Source organism: Mycobacterium europaeum (assembly GCF_034555895.2).
In the GTDB taxonomy this organism is placed as follows: Bacteria; Actinomycetota; Actinomycetes; order Mycobacteriales; family Mycobacteriaceae; genus Mycobacterium; species Mycobacterium europaeum.
The window spans coordinates 5,420,879-5,438,633 of sequence record NZ_CP157315.1 but is presented as its reverse complement, the minus strand read 5'-3'; the positions used below and the strand labels follow the sequence as shown (position 1 = coordinate 5,438,633).

18 protein-coding genes are annotated in these 17,755 nt (G+C 68.6%); 10 read left to right on the top strand and 8 right to left on the bottom strand.

Translation table 11 applies throughout. The features are described 5' to 3' along the window. The first annotated feature begins 17 nt into the window (after nucleotides 1-17). From U8D42_RS25240 to U8D42_RS25225, 4 genes are all read left to right on the top strand, one after another. Entirely contained in the window at nucleotides 18-1,115 is a 1,098-nt protein-coding gene (locus U8D42_RS25240) for an acyl-CoA dehydrogenase family protein (protein WP_322860459.1), read from the top strand. Nucleotides 1,116-1,129: 14 nt separating this feature from the next. Continuing rightward, nucleotides 1,130-2,635 (top strand): long-chain-fatty-acid--CoA ligase FadD17, encoded by a 1,506-nt coding sequence (fadD17, locus tag U8D42_RS25235; protein WP_322860541.1) that lies wholly within the window; start codon nucleotides 1,130-1,132, stop codon nucleotides 2,633-2,635. Between the two features lie 54 nt (nucleotides 2,636-2,689). Further along, entirely contained in the window at nucleotides 2,690-2,911 is a 222-nt protein-coding gene (locus U8D42_RS25230; RefSeq protein WP_322860458.1) for a hypothetical protein, read from the top strand. A gap of 110 nt (nucleotides 2,912-3,021) precedes the next feature. Further along, entirely contained in the window at nucleotides 3,022-3,735 is a 714-nt protein-coding gene (locus U8D42_RS25225; RefSeq protein WP_322860457.1) for a serine hydrolase, read from the top strand. On the opposite strand, the gene U8D42_RS25220 is transcribed toward U8D42_RS25225, so the two are convergent. Genes U8D42_RS25220 through U8D42_RS25205 form a run of 4 tightly spaced genes read right to left on the bottom strand, consistent with a single transcriptional unit; the run spans nucleotide 3,721 to nucleotide 8,520 of the window. Continuing rightward, nucleotides 3,721-5,271, bottom strand: coding sequence for an acetolactate synthase large subunit (locus tag U8D42_RS25220; RefSeq protein ID WP_322860456.1), 1,551 nt, complete (start codon nucleotides 5,269-5,271; stop codon nucleotides 3,721-3,723). The two genes, U8D42_RS25225 and U8D42_RS25220, sit on opposite strands and share 15 nt — an antisense overlap. After that, nucleotides 5,268-6,092, bottom strand: coding sequence for an amidohydrolase family protein (locus U8D42_RS25215; RefSeq protein ID WP_322860455.1), 825 nt, complete (start codon nucleotides 6,090-6,092; stop codon nucleotides 5,268-5,270). The genes U8D42_RS25220 and U8D42_RS25215 overlap by 4 nt, the downstream gene beginning before the upstream one ends. A 23-nt stretch (nucleotides 6,093-6,115) precedes the next feature. Continuing rightward, entirely contained in the window at nucleotides 6,116-6,883 is a 768-nt protein-coding gene (locus U8D42_RS25210; RefSeq protein WP_322860454.1) for a fructosamine kinase family protein, read from the bottom strand. After that, nucleotides 6,880-8,520 (bottom strand): acyl-CoA synthetase, encoded by a 1,641-nt coding sequence (locus U8D42_RS25205; protein ID WP_090418606.1) that lies wholly within the window; start codon nucleotides 8,518-8,520, stop codon nucleotides 6,880-6,882. The genes U8D42_RS25210 and U8D42_RS25205 overlap by 4 nt, the downstream gene beginning before the upstream one ends. Nucleotides 8,521-8,554: 34 nt before the next feature. Here U8D42_RS25205 and U8D42_RS25200 point away from each other — a divergent pair, with 34 nt between their 5' ends. Both U8D42_RS25200 and U8D42_RS25195 read left to right on the top strand, forming a co-directional pair. Further along, nucleotides 8,555-9,397, top strand: a complete 843-nt coding sequence (locus tag U8D42_RS25200; RefSeq protein WP_322860453.1) for a crotonase/enoyl-CoA hydratase family protein — start codon at nucleotides 8,555-8,557, stop codon at nucleotides 9,395-9,397. Between the two features lie 101 nt (nucleotides 9,398-9,498). Continuing rightward, nucleotides 9,499-10,338 (top strand): hypothetical protein, encoded by an 840-nt coding sequence (locus U8D42_RS25195; protein WP_322860452.1) that lies wholly within the window; start codon nucleotides 9,499-9,501, stop codon nucleotides 10,336-10,338. 63 nt (nucleotides 10,339-10,401) lie between these two features. On the opposite strand, the gene U8D42_RS25190 is transcribed toward U8D42_RS25195, so the two are convergent. From U8D42_RS25190 to U8D42_RS25180, 3 genes are read right to left on the bottom strand one after another with little or no spacing between them, the layout of a single operon-like run. Then, the gene (locus tag U8D42_RS25190; RefSeq protein ID WP_322860540.1) at nucleotides 10,402-11,592 is read right to left on the bottom strand and encodes a cytochrome P450; all 1,191 of its coding nucleotides are present in this window, start codon (nucleotides 11,590-11,592) and stop codon (nucleotides 10,402-10,404) included. Between the two features lie 11 nt (nucleotides 11,593-11,603). Further along, nucleotides 11,604-12,320 carry an acetoacetate decarboxylase family protein gene (locus tag U8D42_RS25185; protein WP_322860451.1) on the bottom strand — a complete coding sequence of 239 codons (717 nt, stop codon included), beginning with the start codon at nucleotides 12,318-12,320 and terminating at the stop codon, nucleotides 11,604-11,606. A 43-nt stretch (nucleotides 12,321-12,363) separates the two neighbouring features. After that, complete coding sequence (locus U8D42_RS25180) at nucleotides 12,364-13,395, bottom strand: LLM class F420-dependent oxidoreductase (RefSeq protein ID WP_322860450.1); 1,032 nt, start codon at nucleotides 13,393-13,395, stop codon at nucleotides 12,364-12,366. Between the two features lie 75 nt (nucleotides 13,396-13,470). Here U8D42_RS25180 and U8D42_RS25175 point away from each other — a divergent pair, with 75 nt between their 5' ends. The 4 genes from U8D42_RS25175 to U8D42_RS25160 are packed head-to-tail and all read left to right on the top strand — an operon-like array spanning nucleotide 13,471 to nucleotide 17,149. After that, nucleotides 13,471-14,466: a Zn-ribbon domain-containing OB-fold protein gene (locus U8D42_RS25175; protein ID WP_322860449.1), complete on the top strand. Its 996-nt coding sequence runs from the start codon at nucleotides 13,471-13,473 to the stop codon at nucleotides 14,464-14,466. 15 nt (nucleotides 14,467-14,481) lie between these two features. Continuing rightward, a complete protein-coding gene (locus U8D42_RS25170) occupies nucleotides 14,482-15,546 on the top strand; it encodes a thiolase domain-containing protein (RefSeq protein WP_322860448.1) in 1,065 nt (354 codons plus the stop codon). Next, a complete protein-coding gene (locus U8D42_RS25165) occupies nucleotides 15,546-16,745 on the top strand; it encodes a thiolase domain-containing protein (protein ID WP_322860447.1) in 1,200 nt (399 codons plus the stop codon). The genes U8D42_RS25170 and U8D42_RS25165 overlap by 1 nt, the downstream gene beginning before the upstream one ends. Beyond that, complete coding sequence (locus tag U8D42_RS25160; protein ID WP_322860446.1) at nucleotides 16,742-17,149, top strand: nuclear transport factor 2 family protein; 408 nt, start codon at nucleotides 16,742-16,744, stop codon at nucleotides 17,147-17,149. The genes U8D42_RS25165 and U8D42_RS25160 overlap by 4 nt, the downstream gene beginning before the upstream one ends. Here U8D42_RS25160 and U8D42_RS25155 read toward each other — a convergent pair. Then, nucleotides 17,146-17,670, bottom strand: coding sequence for a gamma carbonic anhydrase family protein (locus U8D42_RS25155; protein WP_085243100.1), 525 nt, complete (start codon nucleotides 17,668-17,670; stop codon nucleotides 17,146-17,148). The two genes, U8D42_RS25160 and U8D42_RS25155, sit on opposite strands and share 4 nt — an antisense overlap. Nucleotides 17,671-17,755 lie beyond the last annotated feature (85 nt).

Below are 17,755 nucleotides of genomic sequence, written 5' to 3'. Positions count from 1 at the left end.
CTTTAAGGACGACATCGATGGACTTTTCGACAACCGAAGCGGCGAACGATCTCGGCGGTCTGGTCGACACGATCGTGAATTCGGTCTGCACGCCGGAGCACCAGCGTGAACTCGACAAGCTCGACCAACGGTTCGACCGCGACCTGTGGGGCAAGCTCATCGACGCCGGCATCCTGACCAGCGCTTCGGCCACCTCGGTGGGCGGCGACGGATTCGGGGTGCTCGAGCAGGTCGCCATCCTGGTGGCGCTGGGTCACCAGTTGGCGGCCGTGCCGTACCTGGAATCGGTGATGCTGGGCGCCGGAGCTTTGGCGCGGTTCGGCACCGAGGAGCTGCAACAGGATTGGGGTGCCCCGGCGGTCAGCGGCGAGAAGATCCTCGCCGTCGCGCTCCTGGGCGAGATGGGCGAGGGCCCGGTGCAGGCCACCCGGGCCGGCGACGGCTACCGCCTCACCGGCACCCGCACCCAGGTCGGCTTCGGGCCGACGGCCGACGCCTTCCTCGTTCCGGCCGAGACCGATTCCGGCACCGCCGTTTTCGTGGTCGCCACCGGTGATCCCGGCGTTTCGGTGACCGCGCTGGCGACGACCGGCCTGGGCAGCGTCGGACACCTGGCACTGGACGGCACCGAAGTGGACGGCACGCGCATGGTCGGTGGCCCCGAGGTCGTGGTCTGGCTCGACACCCTTGCGGCGCTGGGCCGCAGCGCCTTCCAGCTGGGCGTGCTGGAACGCGGGCTGCACCTCACCGCCGAATACGCCCGCGAGCGCGAGCAATTCGACCGCCCGATCGGCAGCTTCCAGGCCGTGTCGCAACGGCTGGCCGACGGCTACATCGACGTCAAGGGCTTGCGGCTCACGCTCACCCAGGCGGCCTGGAAGGTCTCCGAGGATGTTCCCGCCGACATCGACGTGGCCAGCGCCGCGTTCTGGGCCGCCGACGCCGGACACCGGGTGGCGCACACCATCGTGCACGTGCACGGCGGCGTCGGCGTCGACACCGACCACCCGGTGCACCGCTACTTCCTGGCCGCCAAAGAGGCCGAATTCGCGTTGGGCGGCGCCACCGGTCAGCTGCGCCGCATCGGCCGCGAGCTGGCCGAAACCCCCGCCTAGGCGCGGCATTGAACCTGCCTGCCGATCCGACGGTCACCAAACTGCTGGTCCCGCTGGCCGAGATCGACGACCGGGGTGTCTACTTCGAGGACTCCTACACCAGCTGGCGCGATCACCTGCGCCACGGTGCGGCGATCGCGGCGGCGCTGCGTGACCGCCTGGACCCGACCAAGCCGCCGCACGTCGGGGTGCTGTTGGAGAACACCCCGTTCTTCTCGGCGATGCTGACGGCGGCCGGCATGTCCGGGATCGTGCCGGTCGGACTCAACCCGGTGCGCCGTGGCGACGCGCTGGCCCGCGACATCGCCCACGCCGATTGCCAAGTGGTGCTGGCCGACTCCAATTCGGCCGCCGCTCTGGGCGACACGGCCCACGTGAACGTCGATTCCGCCGAGTGGGCCGACGAGGTGGCCGCGCATCGGCATGCCGAGCCGCGTTTCCAATCCGCCACCGCCACCGACCTTTTCATGCTCATTTTCACGTCCGGGACCAGCGGCGAGCCGAAGGCGGTGAAGTGCAGCCACGGCAAGGTGGCGATCGCGGGGTTGACGATGACCCAGCGATTCGGCCTCGGACGCGACGACGTCTGCTATGTGTCGATGCCGCTGTTCCATTCCAACGCGGTGCTGGTCGGCTGGGCGGTTGCGGCGGCCTGCCAGGGCTCACTGGCGTTGCGGCACAAGTTCTCCGCCTCCAACTTCCTGCCGGATGTCCGCCGGTTCGGGGCCACCTACGCCAACTACGTCGGCAAGCCCCTGTCCTATGTGCTCGCCACGCCAGAGCGGCCCGACGATGCGGACAACCCGCTGCGGGCGGTGTATGGCAACGAGGGCGTGCCCCGCGATGTCGAACGCTTCGCCCGCCGGTTCGGCTGCATCGTGCAGGACGGGTTCGGTTCCACCGAGGGTGGGGTGGCGATCGCCCGCACCCCCGAAACCCCGGACGGGGCGTTGGGGCCGCTGCCCGAGGGGATCGAGATCGTCGACCCCGACACCGGCCGCCCCTGCCCGCCCGGCGTGGTGGGCGAGTTGGTGAACACGGCCGGGGCGGGCCGTTTCGAGGGTTATTACAACGACGAGGCCGCCGAGGCCGAGCGGATGGCCGGCGGGGTGTATCACACCGGCGACCTCGCCTACCGCGACGACGCCGGCTATGCGTACTTCGCAGGACGGCTGGGCGACTGGATGCGCGTCGACGGTGAAAACCTGGGCGCCGCACCGATCGAGCGGGTGCTGTTGCGCTACCCCGGCGTAACCGAGGTGGCCGTCTACGCGGTGCCGGATCCGGTGGTCGGCGACCAGGTGATGGCCGCGGTGGTCATGGCTCCAGGGGCGGAGTTCGATGCCGAGAAGTTCCGCGCCTTCCTCGGCGAGCAGCCCGACCTCGGGCCCAAGCAGTGGCCGTCGTACGTGCGGGTCAGTCCGGAGCTGCCGCGTACGGTGACCTTCAAGGTGCTCAAGCGTCAGTTGGCGGCGCAGGGCGTGGACTGCGACGATCACGTCGTGCGAATCCGGCGCTAGCCGGCGCCCGGACAGTCGGTTGGCCGCAAACGGGAAGGGAAAGGCCGGTGCCTGATGGACATCCGTAAGGTGATCGCCGGGTTCGCCCTGGTCGCGTCCCTGGGCCTCACCGCGTTCGGCGTCGGTGCCGGTTGCGCCGCGGGGGAGCCCGCGCCACCGCCGCCGCCCCTGCCTCCGCCGCCCCCGCTGGTATACGCGCCGCAGACACCGGAACCCCAGACCTGGGAGCCTCGCCCGCCGGAGGCGCCGCCTCTGCCGCCGCTGCCGCCCGGCTAGCGGCGCGCCGTCACGCTCGTCGCGCCGCGCGTTAAGCCTGTCGACGATAATGCGACACGGCACAGACACGTCGGGACCGAAGGAGACGCGATGGGGGGTCCGATCAGCGCATGACTTCCCGGCCCCTGGAGACCGCGCTCGAAGCGAGCTTCGAGCAGCTGTCCGCCGCGGTACCGGCCGATGTGGGCGTCGCGATCGCCCGACCCGATCGCACCTACTCACTCGGCCGATGGTGGTCCGGCGTCGCATGGTCGACCATCAAGGTGCCGCTGGCGATCGCCGCGCTGCGCAGCGATTGGCTGCGCGCCAAGGACCTCGCCGTCAAAGCCATCACGGAATCCGACAACCGCGCTTCCGAGCAGATGTGGGCGCACCTGGGCGATCCGGCGGAAGCGGCCCGGCGGGTGCAGCAGGTGATCGCCGAGGGCGGCGACACCGCCACCGTCGTCGAATCGCGTCGGCTGCGGCGTGGCTATACCGCGTTCGGCCAGACGCAGTGGACTCTGCAGCGGCAAGCCCGGTTCGCTGCCGAGCTGCCTTCCATCCCCGGTTCCGCCGACGTCATCGATCTGATGCAGGGGCTCACCCGCGGCCATCGCTGGGGGCTGGCCGCGAAAGGGTTTGCGGCCAAGGGCGGTTGGGGGCCCGGCATGCACGGTGACTACCTGGTGCGTCAGTTCGGGATCGTGCCCACGCCGTCGGGACAGTGGGGCGTGGCCCTGGCGGCCAAGGTCCACGACGGCGTGTTGGAGACCGGCGTCGACGTCCTCAACGCGATGTCGGAGTGGGTCCTCAGCCGGCTTCCCGGTCTAGCCCGTTATTGACGGCACCACGGCGTCGATGAGGTGCGGGCCCGGTTCGTTCAAGGCGTGACGCAGTGCGTCGGCGAGTTCCTCGGCGGTGGTGACCCGGCGGGCCGGTACTCCCATGCCCTCGCTGATCTTGACGAAATCCATGGTGGGGCGGGACAAGTCGAGTAGGTCGAGGGCCTTGGGCCCGGGCGCCGATCCCGCGCCCACCCGCGCCAGCTCGATCCGCAGGATGTCGTAGGCGCTGTTGTCGTAGATCACTGTGGTCACGTTGAGGTTCTCCCGCGCCTGAGTCCACAATCCCGAGATCGTGTACATCGCCGACCCGTCGGATTCCAGGCAGAGCACCGGGCGGTCGGGGGCGGCCACGGCGGCGCCCACGGCGGCCGGGATGCCGTACCCGATCGCCCCGCCGGTCAGGGTCAGCCAGTCGTGGGCCGGCGCCCCCGCCGTGGCCTGGGCCAGCAGCACACCGGAGGTGTTCGACTCGTCGACCACGATCGCCCGTTCCGGCAGCAGCGCCCCCACCACGTCGGCCGCCGAGGCGGACGTCAGGGCCCCCGTCGGCAGCTGCGGCCGTGCGGCATCCGCCACGGGCGCAACCGTTCCCGGCGCCAACTCGTCGGCCACCGCGACGAGCGCCTCGGCGGCGCCGCTGTGCCCGGCGAGCAGATGCACCTCGCAGCCGGCCGGTACGAGGTCGCTGGGCATGTTCGGGTAGGCGAAGAACGACACCGGCGACTTGGCGCCCGCCAGCAGCAGATGCTTGGCGCCGTCCAGCTGGGCGGTGGCGGCCTCGGCGAAATAGGCCAGCCGCTCGACGGCGGGAACGCCCGCGCCCCGCTCCAGCCGCGTCGGGAACGTCTCGCACAGCACCCGGGCCCCGGTGGCCTGCGCGATCCGAACGGCGGCGGCAAGACCCGGACCGCGAGTCGCGTCACCGCCGATCATGAGCACCGTGGGTTCGCCCGAGCGCAGCACCTCGATCACCTCGAACGCCAACCGCGGCTCGGCCCCCGCGGGTTCCGCGGGCACGGTACCGGCGGGTTGCGCCCCGTCGGACCAGGACACGTCGGCGGGCAGGATCAGCGTCGCGATCTGCGAGCCCGCACGGCTGGCGGCGATCGCCTCGGCGGCGTCGGACGCGACGTCTGCGGTGTGTTCGGTGCGTCGCACCCACCCCGATACCGTGCCGGCCAGCGCATCGATGTCCGATTCCAGTGGGGCGTCGTACTTCTTGTGATACGTGGCGTGGTCACCGACGACCACCACCATCGGCACCTGAGCGCGCCGGGCGTTGTGCAGGTTCGCCAGGCCGTTGCCCAGGCCGGGCCCCAGGTGGAGCAGCACCGCCGCCGGCCGCCCGGCGATCCGCGCGTAGCCGTCGGCCGCGCCGGTCGCGACACCCTCGAACAGGGCCAGCACGCCGCGCATCCGCGGGACGGTATCCAGTGCGGCCACGAAGTGCATCTCCGAGGTGCCCGGGTTGGCGAAGCACACGTCGACTCCGCCGTCGACCAGGGTGTTGATCAGGGCCTGGGCACCGTTCACGTGATTGCCTCCAGTTTGAAAACGCGTTCGGCGTTGCCGTGCAAGAAGTCTCGGCGGCCCTCGTCGGTCAGGCCGAGTTCGGCCAGCCCGGCCAGGGCGTGCGCGTGGGTCATCATCGGGTAGTTGGTGCCGAACAAGACTTTGCGCTGCCCGGTGCCGGTTTTCATGAACCGCACCAGCTCCGGTGGCAACCGCCGCAACGTGTAGGCGGACGTGTCGACGTAGACGTTGGGATGCTTGCGGGCGACCGCGACCATCTCCTCGGTCCAGGGATAACCGACGTGACCGCACACGATCGCCAACTCGGGGAAGTCGAGGGCGACCTGGTCGATGTAGGGAATCGGGCGGCCGGTCTCCGATGGCCGCAGCGGGCCGGTGTGTCCCACCTGGGTGCAAAACGGCACGCCCAGCTCCACGCATTCGGCGAACAGCGGGTAGTAGCGGCGATCGGTGGGCGGCGCGTTCCACAACCACGGCACCACCCGCAGGCCCAGGAATCCCTCGCGAACGCGGCGGCGCAGTTCGCGAACCGCTTCCATCGGGCGATCGAGGTCGACCGTGGCCAGCCCGCCAAACCGCTTCGGATGCAGGGTGATCCACTCGGCGACCTCGTCGTTGGAGATCAGATCCTGGCCGGCGGGGCCGCGCCACGCGCTGAGCAGGCCGAAGCGGACGTCGGCGGCGTCCATCGTCGCGACACTCGCCTCGATCGGCACGTCGGCGTCCGGGATGGAATCGCCGGTCCAGCGGCGCAGCGACGCCAGCATGTCGCTGCGCAGGAACCGCGCAGTCGGATGCTGCATCCACACATCGACCGTCATCGAGATCCAACAGTAGACGGGCGTTACGCGGCCAGTGCCGCGCGGGCGGCGGCCTGCGTCTGCTGCGCGTACCCGCCGCCGAACAGCACGACGTGCGCCAGCAGCGGGAAGAGTTGGTGCAACCCGATCCGATTGCGCCAACCCGGTTTCAGCGGCCGCACCCGCTGATACCCGTCGACGACGGCGTCGTAGTGCGGGCAGCCGAACAGCGCCAGCATCGCCAGGTCGGTCTCGCGGTGGCCGGCGTGCGCGGCCGGGTCGATCAGCACCACCCCGTCGAGAGTCCACATCACGTTGCCGCTCCACAGATCGCCGTGCAGCCGCGCGGGCCCGTCATCGTCGTCGAAGTCGCCCGCCCGGCAACGCGCTACGACGGCATCGATCGCGTCGCGGGTGGCGGCGTCGAGCCGCTCCGCCGCGAGGTCGGCCATCGGAACCAGCCGCTCCTCGGCGTAGAACTCGCCCCAGCGGCCGTGCCGCCGCAGCGACATCGGCAGCGGCTGCGACAGCGGCCCGAAGAAACCGGGCCCCTCCCATCCGTCGGGCCCCGCGCCGAACGCCGGCGCTCCTGCGTCGTGGGTGACGGCGAGCCGACCGCCGAACGCGTGCGCCGCGTCGGGGGTCGGTGTCACCGAACCAAGCCGCCCCAGCGTCAGGCTCGTCGCGTCGACGGACACCACCCGCGCGCACGGCACGCCGCCGGCGACGCCGCCCAGCCATCGCAATCCGGCGGCTTCCCACGCGAAATAACCGCTGGGCGCGCCGGGGTGCTGCTTGACGAAGTCGCTCAAGCGGTCGCGTGAGCGGCGTGCACGTCGTCGGCCGGTCGCGCCTCGGTCTGCTCCTTGGCCCAGCGGTAGTCCGGTTTGCCCGCCGGCGAGCGCTTCACCTCGTCGACCAGCCAAAGGCTACGCGGCACTTTGTAACCCGCGATCTCGGAGCGCACGAAGCGGTCGAGCTCCGCCAGTGTCGGGCGCGCCCCGGGCCGGGGTGCGACGACGGCGGCGACGTGTTGCCCGTAGCGGGGGTCGGGCACGCCGACCACCAGGGCGTCGAAGACGTCGGGGTGGCCCTTGAGCGCCGCCTCGACCTCTTCGGGGTAGATCTTCTCGCCGCCGCTGTTGATCGACACCGAGCCGCGGCCCAGCATCGTCACGCTGCCGTCCTCCTCGACGAGGGCCCAGTCGCCCGGGATCGCGTAGCGCACCCCGTTGATGGTCTTGAACGTCTCGGCGGTCTTCTTCTCGTCCTTGTAGTAGCCGACCGGGATGTTGCCCTTCTTGGCGATGAAGCCGCGCACCCCGGAGCCGGGCTTGACCTCGTTGCCCTCCTCGTCGAGCACGACGGTGCGGTGGTCGATGGTCACGCGTGGGCCGCCACTGTGCGGCGCGTCCTTCGCGACGATGCTGGTGCCGCCGAAGCCGGTCTCCGAGGAGCCGATCGAGTCGGTGATGACCCGGTTGGGCAGCAACTCGAGCAGCTTCTCCTTGATGCTCGGCGAGAACAGCGCGGCCGTGCTGGCGAGCAGGAACAGCGAGGACAGGTCGTAGTCGTGGTCCGTGTCGAGCGCGTCGAGCAGCGGGCGCGCCATCGCGTCGCCGGTGAAGAACAGCAGGTTCACCTTGTGCTGGTGGATGGTGCGCCATACCTCTTCGGCGTTGAATTCCGGTGCCAGCACTGTGGTTTGGCCCGAAAAGATCGACATCCAGGTGGCCGATTGGGTGGCGCCGTGGATCATCGGCGGAATCGGGTAGCGGACCATCGGCGGGTTGGCGGCGGCGGCCTTGGCCAGGTCGTACTCGTCCTCGACGAATTGCCCTGTGGCGAAGTCGGTTCCGCCGAAGAGCACCCGGTAGATGTCCTCATGGCGCCACATCACGCCCTTCGGGAAGCCGGTGGTGCCGCCCGTGTAGAGCAGGTAGATGTCGTCCTCGCTGCGGTCGCCGAAGTCGCGCTCGGGCGAGCCCTGCGCGATCGCCGAGTAGAACTCCACGCCGCCGTAGCGCTGGTAGTCGCTGTCGGAGCCGTCCTCGATGACCAGGATCGTCTTGACGTTGGGAGTGTCCGGCAGCACGTTGGCGACCCGGTCGGAGTACTGGCGTTCGTGGACCAGGGCGACCATGTCGGAGTTGTCGAACAGGTAGCGGAGCTCGCCCTCGACGTAGCGGTAGTTGACGTTCACCAGGATGGCGCCCGCCTTGACGATGCCGAGCATCGCGATGACGATCTCGATGCGGTTGCGGCAGTACAGCCCGACCTTGTCGTCCTTTTTCACCCCCTGGTCGATCAGGTAGTGAGCCAGGCGGTTGGCCTTCTCCTCCAGCTGGGCGTAGGTCAGCTTCTCGTCGCCGCAGATCAGGGCGACACGGTCCGGCACAGCATCGATGGCGTGCTCTGCGAGATCGGCAATATTCAGGGCCACGGCCACCAAATTAGAACGTGTTACATTTCTTGACAAGCTCATGCCCATTGTCGTGCGAAAGGCGGTAGCCGTGGTGGAGGCGCCAGCAAACGAACAGACCGGACCCGACGCGCTGGTGGAACAGCGTGGTCACACCCTCATCGTCACGCTGAACCGGCCGCACGCCCGCAACGCCCTGAGCACCGAGATGATGGAAATCATGGTGCAGGCCTGGGACCGCGTCGACAACGACCCGGACATCCGCTGCTGCATCCTGACCGGCGCGGGTGGCTACTTCTGCGCCGGCATGGACCTCAAGGCAGCAACCAAGAAGCCGCCGGGCGAATCGTTCAAGGACGGCAGCTACGACCCGTCGCGCATCGATGCGCTGCTGAAGGGCCGCAGACTCACGAAACCCCTCATCGCGGCCGTCGAAGGGCCGGCGATCGCCGGTGGCACCGAGATCCTGCAGGGCACCGACATCCGGGTCGCGGGCGAGAGCGCGAAGTTCGGCATCTCGGAGGCCAAGTGGAGCCTGTACCCGATGGGCGGGTCGGCGGTGCGGCTGGTGCGGCAGATCCCCTACACGGTCGCGTGTGACCTCCTGCTGACGGGGCGGCACATCACCGCCGCCGAAGCCAAGGAGATCGGCCTGATCGGCCACCTGGTGCCCGACGGTCAGGCGCTGACCAAGGCGCTGGAGATCGCGGAGCTGATCACCAATAACGGACCTTTAGCCGTGCAGGCCATCCTGCGGGCGATCCGCGAGACCGAGGGCATGCACGAGAACGAAGCGTTCAAGATCGACACCCAGATCGGCATCAAGGTCTTCCTGTCCGACGACGCCAAGGAAGGCCCGCGGGCGTTCGCCGAGAAGCGCAAGCCCAACTTCCAGAACCGATAGCGTTTTGCGTCGAACGTGAACTGACGGCGAGATTTCGCCCAAATTTCGTCCCTGGCTTCACGCTCGGCGCGGCTGTCGGTGGCCTGAGACACACTCCCCGCGTGGAAGAACCGTTCATCGGCAGCGAAGCGCTCGCGGTGGGCGCTGTGACGCGGCATGCGCTGCGACGCAGGTTCGTCGCAGTCCATCCGAACGTCTACGTCCCGCGCGACGAGGACTTGACCGCTGTGACGCGCGCTCGTGCCGCCTGGCTGTGGTCCCGGCGCCGCGGGGTCGTCGCGGGACATTCCGCATCGGCGCTCCACGGCGCCAAATGGGTGGATCACCGCGCGCCGGCGCAATTGCTGTACGAACACCGTCGCCCCCCGACCGGCATCCGCACCTGGTCGGACACCGTCGCGGACGATGAGACTCAAGTGATCGCCGACGTGCTGACGACGAACCCGGCGCGCACAGCATTCGACCTGGCCTGTCGCAATCCAGTCGGGAGTGCTGTCGCTGCTATCGATGCCCTGGCTCGGGCAACCCGACTGAAGGTCGCCGATGCGGAATTGGTTGCGGAACGCTATAAAGGCCACCGGAACATCCGCCGAGCCAGGCGCGCGCTCGCACTTGTCGATGCCGGCGCGCAGTCACCCCGGGAGACCTGGCTGCGACTCATGGTCATCGCGGCCGGATACCCTCCGCCGCAGACCCAGATCCCCGTCTACGGCGGATATGGCGAGCTTGTCGCGGTTGTCGACCTCGGTTGGGAGGATCTCAAGATCGCCCTCGAGTACGAGGGTGACCACCATCGGACCGATCGTCGGCAACTGCGCAGGGATATCGAGCGCTATGAAGCTCTGGACACCATGGGTTGGATCACCATCCGCGTCACGGCCGACCACACGCGGGGCGGCATCCTGGCGCGACTGGCCGCGGCGTGGACTCGCCGAACGTGAACTCACGCACGTAATTTGGTCGATTCCTCGCCCTGTGTGCACGCTCGGCGGGGAGAAAACCCGTCACCCCAGCGGCGCGGCCGGGCTGAACGCCACCGGCATCTTCTCCAGGCCGGACACGAAGTTGGCCGGCCGCAGGGGCAGGTCGGCGTCCGACGCCAGCCGCATGTCGGGCAGCCGTTGCAGCAGACGCGTCTGCATGATCGACAGCTCCAGCCGGGCGAGCTGGTTGCCGAGGCAGAAGTGCGTCCCGAAGCCGAAGGCCAGGTGGTTGTTCGGGTAGCGCTCGATGTTGAAGCTTTCCGGGTCGTCGAAGACCTTCTCGTCGAAGTTCGCCGACTCGAACAGCAGGATCATCTTTTCGCCCTGGTGCAGCTGGGTGCCGTGGAATTCGGTGTCGGCCGTGATGGTGCGTGCCATGTTCTTCACCGGCGCGGTCCAGCGCAGCATCTCCTCGATCGCGTTGGGCAGCAGGCTCAGGTCGGCCGCCAGGCGCCGGTGCTGGTCGGGGTGCAGCAGAATTTGGCGCGTCCCGCCGGACAGCGTGTGGCGCGTCGTCTCGTCGCCGCCGATCAACAGCAGCAGGACCTCGGTGACGATCTGGTGATCCTCGAGCCGTGAGCCCTCGACCTCCGCGTGCACCAGCACGCTGACCAGGTCATCGGTCGGTTCGGACTTGCGGGCCTCGATCATCCCCATCATGTATTGGCTGTAGGCCGCGAAGGCATCCATGGTGACCTGGACGTCTGCTTCGGCCGCGGTGCTGCTCAATGCGCCGACCAGGTCGTCGGACCACTTGAGGAACATCGTGCGCTCTTCCGGCCGCACGCCGAGCATGTCGCCGATGACGGCCATCGGCAGTGGTGCCGCCAGGTCCCAGACGAAGTCGCACTCGCCGCGTTCGCACACCGCGTCGATCAGCGTGTCGCACAGCGAAACGATCTTGGATTCCAGGTCTTTGACGCGCTTGCGGGTGAAGCCGGAGTTGACGAGCTTGCGGCGCAACAGATGTTGCGGATCGTCCATCTCGATCATCATCTCGACACCCGGTTGGTCGGGGCGGATGCCGCCGGCGTTGGAGAACAGTTCGGGGTTGCGCTCGGCGTCGATCACCGCCTGGTACGTCGAGGCGGCGGCTAATCCGTTGCGATCCCGAAAGACCGGCTCGTTCTCTCGCATCCACTTGTAGACGGGCCGGGAGTCACCGGCGTAGAAGGTGCCGTCGGTGAGGTCGACGTCGGGTTTGGTCTTCAACTCGCTGGTGGTCATGAGATCTCCTGGGCATCACCGAAGGACATTTGGACGTGGTCGACCGAGCTGGACATCAAGGCACGTTTTGGAAGCCCCAGCGCCGCAAGCTCTTTCGAATACGGATGATCACCGAGCCGAACGCTCACGCCGCCGAATCGGGTGCGCACGCCGTCCAGGGTGTGTTCGAAGGCGGTTTCGCGGGTGATTCCGTCGCGGTGGGAGTAAGTGCGCTGGGATTGCCGGCGCGGGGTCAGCCGGAACGGCAGGCCGCGGCGAAACTCCATGCCGATCACCGGTTGGCCGTCGATGCTGAGGTCGAAGGAGAACCGGCGGCCTTCGGACACGGTGAACTCGCCCATCACCTTGGGGTAGCCCCAGATCGTGGTCCCCGCTTCCAGGGTGAACGCCTGGTCGACGGGAAGGTGGTGGATGAAGGCGCCGGCCGACTGCAGGGCGCGCGGCCCGCTTGCGTTCGAGCCGGGCGGGTTGACCATCACGCTGGTGCCGAACTCGTGGTACTCGCCCAGGTCGCCGTCGATGTAGTGCATCAGCATCAGGACCACGATCGCGCGGCCGGGAAGGTAGCGGCAGACCCGCCGCCCGCTGTAGTCGATCATCTGCTGCGCGGCATCGGCGTCGACCGAGAACATCGCCATGTGCTGGTTTGCCTTGCGGATCTTCACCGGCATCGTCAGTACCGTGCCCGCGATGGTGTGCTGCGAGGCTGTCATCCGGTCAATCTAGAACGCGTTCTAATCCGATGGCAAGGATCGGCTAGACGAGCGTGGCGAGCTCCCTGATCTGCGCCTCGTTGCGTCCGTTGACGACCATCATGGTCACGCCGGCGGCTTCCCAGACCTTGACCTGCTCACGGACGTAGTTGATGTCACCGACGATCGCGGCGTCGTCGACGACCTCGTCGGGGATGATCGACGCGGCCTTGTCCTTCTGGTTGCTGCGGAACAGCTTGGTCACGTCGTCGACCACCTCCGCGTAGCCCATCCGGCGGTACACGTCGGCGTGGAAGTTGGTGTCCTCGGCGCCCATGCCGCCCATGTAGAGGGCCAAATAGGGCTTCATGGCCGCGAACGCGGCGGCGCGGTCGTCGGTGATGACGATGTTCGCGGTCGCGCAGATCTCGAAGTCCTCGCGGCTGCGCCGCGCCCCGGGCCGGGCGAACCCCTCGTCGAGCCATTCGTTGTAGGTGTCCGCCATCCGCGGCGTGTAGAAGATGGGCAGCCAGCCGTCGCAGATCTCGGCCGCCAGCGCCACGTTCTTCGGCCCCTCGGCGCCCAGCATGATCGGGATGTCGGGCCGCAGCGGGTGGGTGATGGGCTTGAGCGCCTTGCCCAGTCCCGTCGTCCCCTCCCCGGTCAGCGGCAGCGGGTAGTGCGGCCCGTCGCTGGTCACCGGCTTCTCGCGGGCCCACACCTGTCGCATGATGTCGATGTATTCGCGGGTGCGGGCCAGCGGCTTGGGGAACGGCCGCCCGTACCAGCCCTCCACCACCTGTGGGCCGGAGACGCCGAGCCCGAGGATGTGTCGACCCTTGGACAGGTGGTCGAGCGTGAGCGCGGCCATCGCGGTGGCGGTCGGGGTGCGCGCGGACAGCTGGATCACCGAGGTGCCCAGCCGGAGCCGGCGCGTCGACGCGCCCAGCCAGGCCAGCGGCGTGTAGGCGTCCGAACCCCACGCCTCGGCGGTGAAGACCGCGTCGAACCCGGCCTCCTCGGCCGCAGCGACGAGCTCCGCGTGATTCTCCGGCGGCTGAGCGCCCCAATACCCGAGCTGCAACCCCAGCTTCATGTCACTGACCCTTCAATGCCGACCCGATATCGAAAAAATTTGAAACCGTTCTTAGAACCTGTTCTACTCGATGGCGTGACAGCCAGCTCGAGCAGCCCGACCTTGACGGATCACCCTGAGCCACCGCTCTCCGCGCCACTGACGTTGTCTTTCGACTACACCCGTTCGGTGGGCCCCACGCTAAGCAAGTTCTTCACTGCACTGCGTGAGCGCCACATCCTCGGGGTGCGCGGATCCGATGGCCGGGTGCACGTACCGCCGGTGGAATATGACCCGGTCACCTATGAGCCGCTGGGCGAGATGGTACCGGTGGCCAGCGCCGGCACCGTGGTCTCCTGGACGTGGCAACCGGAGCCGTTGGAGGGCCAGCCGCTGGACCGCCCGTTCGCCTGGGCGCTGATCAAGCTCGACGGCGCGGACACCCCGATGATGCACGCCGTCGACGCCGGTGAGCCCAACGCCATCAAGACCGGGTCCCGGGTGCACGTGCACTGGGCCGACGAGCCGGTCGGCGCCATCACCGACATCGCCTACTTCGCCCTGGGCCAGGACGCCGAACCCGTGTCCGAACAGGCGGCGGGAGAACAAGACCCGGTGACCATGATCGTCACGCCGATCTCGCTGACGATTCAGCACACCGCGTCGCACGAGGAAAGCGCGTACCTGCGCGCCATCGCGCAGGGCAAGCTGCTGGGCGCGCGCACGGGCAAGAACGGGAAGGTCTACTTCCCGCCCCACGGCGCGGACCCGGCCACCGGCCAGCCCACCACCGAATTCGTCGAGTTGCCGGACAAGGGCACCGTGACGACCTTCGCGATCATCAACATCCCGTTCCAGGGCCAGCGCATCAAGCCGCCGTACGTCGCGGCCTACGTGCTGCTCGACGGGGCCGACATCCCCTTCTTGCATCTGGTCGCGGACATCGACGCGCACGAGGTGCGGATGGGCATGCGCGTCGAGGCGGTGTGGAAACCTCGCGAGGAGTGGGGCTTCGGCATCGACAACATCGAGTACTTCCGGCCGACCGGGGAACCCGACGCCGACTACGACACCTACAAGCACCACCTGTAAAGGGCCTACCTGTAAATGAGCGCTCGCAACGTTGCGGTCGTCGGCTTCGCCCACGCCCCACACGTCCGCCGCACCGACGGCACCACCAACGGCGTCGAGATGTTGATGCCGTGCTTCGCCCAGCTCTACGAGGACCTCGGAATCACCAAGGCCGACATCGGCTTCTGGTGCTCGGGATCGTCGGACTACCTCGCCGGGCGGGCGTTTTCGTTCATCTCGGCGATCGACTCGATCGGCGCCGTGCCACCGATCAACGAGTCGCACGTCGAGATGGACGCGGCCTGGGCCCTTTACGAGGCCTACATCAAGCTGCTGACCGGTGAGGTCGACACCGCGCTGGTGTACGGCTTCGGCAAGTCCTCGGCCGGGGTTCTGCGGCAGATCCTGTCACGGCAGACCGACCCGTATACCGTGGCGCCGCTGTGGCCGGACTCGGTGTCCATGGCGGGTCTGCAGGCCCGCATCGGGCTCGACACCGGCAAGTGGACCGAAGAGCAGATGGCGCGTGTCGCGTTCGACTCCTTCGCGAACGCCCGCCGGGTGGACTCCGTGGAGCCGTCGATCAGCGTCGCGGAGCTGCTGGAAAGGCCGTTCTTCGCCGAACCGCTGCGCCGCCACGACATCGCGCCCATCACCGACGGCGCGGCCGCGATCGTGCTGGCGGCCGGCGATCGGGCGAAGGAGCTGCGCGAGAACCCGGCGTGGATCACCGGAATAGAGCACCGCATCGAAACCCCGTCGCTGGGTGCGCGGGATCTCACCGAGTCCGCTTCGACCAAGGCGGCGGCCCAAGCGGCCACCGGGGGCAGGACCGACAAGCTCGACGTTGCCGAGATCTGCGCGCCCTTCACCCACCAACACCTGATCATCGAGGAGGCCATCCGGATACCGGGGCCCACCAAGGTCAATCCGTCGGGCGGCGCGCTGGCCGCCAACCCGATGTTCGTCGCCGGGCTTGAGCGCATCGGCTTTGCGGCGCAACACATCTGGAACGGGTCCGCCGAGCGGGTGCTCGCGCACGCCACCAGCGGACCCGCGCTGCAACAGAACCTGGTCGCGGTCATGGAAGGAAAGAACTGATGGCCGGTGCAGGGCCCAACCTCGCCGCGGTACTCGGTACCGGACAAACGAAGTACGTCGCGAAGCGACAAGACGTCTCGATGAACGGCCTGGTGCGCGAGGCGATCGACCGCGCGCTGGCCGACTCCGGCTCCACCTTCGACGACATCGACGCCGTCGTCGTCGGCAAGGCACCCGACTTCTTCGAGGGCGTCATGATGCCCGAGCTGTTCATGGCCGACGCGGTCGGAGCCACCGGCAAGCCGCTGATCCGGGTGCACACCGCGGGTTCGGTCGGCGGGTCCACCGGAGTGGTCGCCGCCAGCCTCGTGCAGTCCGGGAAGTACCGGCGCGTGCTGGCGATGGCCTGGGAGAAGCAGTCGGAGTCAAACGCCATGTGGGCGTTGTCGATTCCGGTGCCCTTCATCAAGCCGGTCGGCGCCGGGGCGGGCGGGTATTTCGCGCCACACGTGCGGTCCTACATCCGCCGTTCGGGCGCACCGTTGAACATCGGCGCCATAGTGGCGGTCAAGGATCGGCTCAATGGGGCCCGCAATCCGTTGGCCCATCTGCACCAGCCCGACATCACCGTCGAGAAGGTGATGCAGTCGCCGATGCTGTGGGACCCGATCCGCTATGACGAGACCTGCCCGTCGTCCGACGGCGCCGCCGCGGTCGTGATCGGCAATGAAGAGGCCGCCGAAGCCCGCCTGGCACAAGGGAATCCGGTCGCCTGGATCCATGCCACCGCGTTGCGCACCGAGCCGTTGCAGTTCGCCGGGCGTGACCAGGTCAGCCCGCAGGCCGGGCGCGACGCGGCCGCCGCGCTGTGGAAGGCGGCCGGGATCACCAGCCCGATCGACGAGATCGACGCCGCCGAGATCTACGTGCCGTTCTCGTGGTTCGAGCCGATGTGGTTGGAAAACCTCGGTTTTGCGCCCGAGGGCGAGGGCTGGAAGCTCACCGAAGCCGGCGAGACGGCGATCGGCGGTCGGCTGCCGGTCAACCCGTCGGGCGGTGTGCTGTCGTCGAACCCGATCGGCGCCTCGGGCCTGATCCGGTTCGCCGAGGCGGCCATTCAGGTGATGGGCAAGGGTGGGGATCACCAGGTGCCCAACGCGCGCAAGGCACTGGGCCACGCCTACGGTGGCGGCTCGCAGTACTACTCGATGTGGGTGGTCGGCGCGGACAAGCCCACGCCGGAGAAAGTCGGCGCGTGAGCGAGCACCCCGCGCACGAGGCCGGTCGGCGCTCGCGCGAGGCCGTCATCGCCAGGGACAAAGACGCGTGGCTGGCGGTGTTCGCCGACGACGCCATCGTGGAGGACCCGATCGGGCCGTCGGCCTTCGACCCGGAAGGCAGGGGCCACCGGGGGCGCGACGCGATTTCGGCCTTCTGGGACAAGGCCATCGCCCCGACGACGAAGATCGAATTCGTCTTCCGCGACACCTACCAGTGCGGCAACGAGGAAGCCAACGTCGGGCACATCCTCATCACCCATGGCGACTACCAGGTGACCGCGGAGGGCGTCTTCACCTACAAGGCCAACGACGAGGGCAAGCTGACCGCCCTGCGCGCGTACTGGGAGATGGACCGCGCGGCCGCGTCGGCCCGGAAGGTCTAGAGCGGCTCGAGCCCGGCCAGGTGCCGCTGAGCCAGTTCGCGGTACGCCTGTGGGTTCAGCTTGACCCACATTTCCGCGCCCGTTCCCGCGACCGGACCCTTGATCTGCGCCGGCGCGCCGACCGCCAGCATGCCGGCCGGGATCTGAGTGCCGGCCGTCACCAGCGAGTGGGCCGCGATCAGGCTGCGCGCGCCGATCACCGCGCCGTCGAGGACGGTGGCATGGTTGGCGATCAGGGCCTCCGACCCGACGTGCGCCCCGTGAATGCAGCACAGGTGCGCCACCGTGGCGCCGGGGCCGATGTCGACCGGGATGCCGGGCGGCGCGTGCAACACCGACCCGTCCTGAACGTTGGCGCCCTCCCGCACCACGATGGGGCCGTAATCGCCGCGCAGCACGGTGTTGAACCACACCGAGGCACCGGCCTCGACGACAACGTCGCCGATCAGGGTGGCGGTGGGGGCCACAAACGCGGTGGGATCGACCCGCGGCGCCCGCCCCTCGAAAGCAAACAGCGGCATCGTCTAGATATACCCCGCGCGCGCATCCGCCGCGGGAAACCGCAGCCAGACTCGCCGTCATTGCGCGCCCCCGCCGCAAAACTGT

Coding starts and splice junctions, on each gene's coding strand:
- U8D42_RS25165 (WP_322860447.1), top strand. CDS start 15,546: ATGGCCGGTGCAGGGCCCAACCTCGCCGCGGTACTCGGTACCGGACAA.
- U8D42_RS25200 (WP_322860453.1), top strand. CDS start 8,555: ATGCCCATTGTCGTGCGAAAGGCGGTAGCCGTGGTGGAGGCGCCAGCA.
- U8D42_RS25185 (WP_322860451.1), bottom strand. CDS start 12,320: ATGACAGCCTCGCAGCACACCATCGCGGGCACGGTACTGACGATGCCG.
- U8D42_RS25155 (WP_085243100.1), bottom strand. CDS start 17,670: ATGCCGCTGTTTGCTTTCGAGGGGCGGGCGCCGCGGGTCGATCCCACC.
- U8D42_RS25170 (WP_322860448.1), top strand. CDS start 14,482: ATGAGCGCTCGCAACGTTGCGGTCGTCGGCTTCGCCCACGCCCCACAC.
- U8D42_RS25230 (WP_322860458.1), top strand. CDS start 2,690: ATGGACATCCGTAAGGTGATCGCCGGGTTCGCCCTGGTCGCGTCCCTG.
- U8D42_RS25225 (WP_322860457.1), top strand. CDS start 3,022: ATGACTTCCCGGCCCCTGGAGACCGCGCTCGAAGCGAGCTTCGAGCAG.
- U8D42_RS25215 (WP_322860455.1), bottom strand. CDS start 6,092: ATGACGGTCGATGTGTGGATGCAGCATCCGACTGCGCGGTTCCTGCGC.
- U8D42_RS25240 (WP_322860459.1), top strand. CDS start 18: ATGGACTTTTCGACAACCGAAGCGGCGAACGATCTCGGCGGTCTGGTC.
- U8D42_RS25180 (WP_322860450.1), bottom strand. CDS start 13,395: ATGAAGCTGGGGTTGCAGCTCGGGTATTGGGGCGCTCAGCCGCCGGAG.